Here is a 1,383-nt window from a genome sequence, read left to right on the forward strand (position 1 = left end):
CTAGTGGTCGCGCCTGTTAGTTGGTCGGGGGTTCGATCCAGGCGGTGTGGTCGTTGAGGTAGAGGCCGCAGGCACAGTCGAGGGCTTCCTCGGGTGTGCCCGCGGGGTATCCACTGGGCAGGATCGAATTCTCGTACCCGTCCTTGCTGGCCAAGTAGACCGCGAAGCCCCAGGTGCTGGCGGAGCCGGCATAGCGCAGGCGGAACAGCGGCAGTGTCGTCCCGTCAGCCAATCGGCCGCTGACGTAGGCGAACGTGCCGTGATGATGGGTGGTGACCTGGGCCAGCTGCGGCCAGCGGTCACGGGCTCGCGCTTGCAGGCGTTGGCGCAGCGAGGTCCTGGTCGACTCGGGCGGGGAGGCCATGGGGTCCATCCTGCCCGATATCGTCCCGCCCGTGGTTGATCTTGAGGGGCGGCCCGGTGGGGCTCCGTAGTCCGTACGTGGTCGCACTCGAGTTGGCCGACCGGCACACGCTGGAGCGTCTGGCGCGCTGCGGCCGCGCCGAGCATCGCCGGGTGCTGCGGGCGCGGATTGTGCTGGCCGCTGCGGAGGGCGAGCCCAACGCCGCCATCGCCCGCCGATTGGGCGTGCATGAGGACACGGTTCGCAAGTGGCGCAAACGGTTCTGCCAGCAGGGAATGGCAGGGTTGGCCGACCGGCCCCGCAGCGGGCGGCCTCGGGTGTTCCCCGCTGCGGTGGTGGCTGAGGTCAAGGCCCTGGCCTGTGAGCTGCCCGCCCAGGCCGGGGCGCCGCTGACACGGTGGACCTGCCCGGAGTTGGCCCGCGAGGCGATCGCCCGCGGCGTCTGCGGACGGGTGTCGGCGTCCACGGTGCGCCGGTGGCTGGCCGTCGACGCGATCAAGCCCTGGCAGCACCGTTCATGGATCTTCCCACGTGACCCGTATTTCGCCGTCAAGGCCGTTCGGGTGCTCGACCTGTATGCCCGTCTCTGGGACGGTGAGCCGTTGGGGGACAACGACTTCGTGCTCAGTGCGGACGAGAAACCCGGCGTCCAAGCCAGGTACCGCACCCGCGACACCCTGCCTCCCGCGGCGCGCCGGCCCATGCGAGTGGAGTCGGAGTACACACGGGGCGGCACACTGGCCTACTTCGCCGCCTACGACGTCCACCAGGCGAAGGTCATCGGCCGATGCGAGCCCACCACCGGCATCGCCCCGTTCTCCCGGCTGACCGAGCAGGTCATGACGACCGAGCCATATGCCAGCGCTGACCGCGTGTTCTGGGTTGTCGACAACGGCGCCTCGCACCGCGGGTGGACCGCCGCGGCACGGATGAACGACGCATTCCCCAATGCCCACATGGTCCACCTGCCGGTGCACGCGTCATGGCTCAACCAAGTGGAAATCTACTTCTCCGCCGTG

2 protein-coding genes are annotated in these 1,383 nt (G+C 69.3%); one reads left to right on the plus strand and one right to left on the minus strand.

Annotated elements, in window-relative coordinates; genetic code table 11:
• Window positions 1-16: 16 nt before the first annotated feature.
• Window positions 17-364, minus strand: coding sequence for a hypothetical protein (locus AB0F91_RS47195; protein ID WP_360609066.1), 348 nt, complete (start codon window positions 362-364; stop codon window positions 17-19).
• Window positions 365-456: 92 nt separating this feature from the next.
• On the opposite strand from AB0F91_RS47195, the gene AB0F91_RS47200 reads away from it, so the two are divergent.
• Window positions 457-1,383: IS630 family transposase (locus AB0F91_RS47200; protein ID WP_360609068.1), on the plus strand; the 927-nt coding region annotated here is incomplete at its 3' end.

This window comes from Amycolatopsis sp. NPDC023774, from assembly GCF_040639695.1.
Lineage (GTDB): Bacteria > Actinomycetota > Actinomycetes > Mycobacteriales > Pseudonocardiaceae > Amycolatopsis.

Coding starts and splice junctions, on each gene's coding strand:
- AB0F91_RS47195 (WP_360609066.1), bottom strand. CDS start 364: ATGGCCTCCCCGCCCGAGTCGACCAGGACCTCGCTGCGCCAACGCCTG.